This is a genomic window from Xanthomonas sp. SHU 166 (assembly GCF_000364685.1).
GTDB classification, from domain to species: domain Bacteria; phylum Pseudomonadota; class Gammaproteobacteria; order Xanthomonadales; family Xanthomonadaceae; genus Xanthomonas_A; species Xanthomonas_A sontii.
The window spans coordinates 1-469 of sequence record NZ_AQOJ01000889.1 but is presented as its reverse complement, the minus strand read 5'-3'; the positions used below and the strand labels follow the sequence as shown (position 1 = coordinate 469).

General features: G+C 77.0%; 1 protein-coding gene. It reads right to left on the bottom strand.

Annotated features, from left to right (window positions below; genetic code table 11):
• A partial coding sequence (locus D180_RS20075; RefSeq protein ID WP_017914174.1) for a glycosyltransferase occupies window positions 1-469 on the bottom strand: 469 nt, incomplete at both ends.

The following is a 469-nucleotide window of genomic DNA, read 5'->3' as shown; positions in this document are numbered from 1 at the left end:
GCGCGCGCCCGGCAACCACAGCCGCGCGGCGCTTCCCTCGCCGCGCAGCGCCGCCAGCAGGCGCAGCGCATCGGCGTGGCCCTTCAGGCGGGTGCCGCGCCCCGGTAGCAACAGCAGCGGCCCATCCCCGGCCAACGCCGGCGCCTGGCTGACGGCCCACGCCCGCGCCTGCGCCTGCGCATCGGGACAGGGACGGCGCGGGAACTGCGCCGGATCGATACCGCGCGGCACCACCCGCAGGCGCGCCGGATCGGTCTGCGGATAGTGCTGCAGCACGTAGTCGCGCACGGTCTCGGACACGCAGATGACCCGCTCGCCGCGGGTCATCACCGCGCTGTAGCGGCTCGGCGAGTTGAGCCCGTGCACGGTGGTGACCAGGCGCGGACGCTGCGCCGCCGGCATGCCCTGCAGCGCGCGCCAGCCCAGCCAGGCCGGCAGCCGCGAGCGCGCGTGCACGATGTCGGCGCGC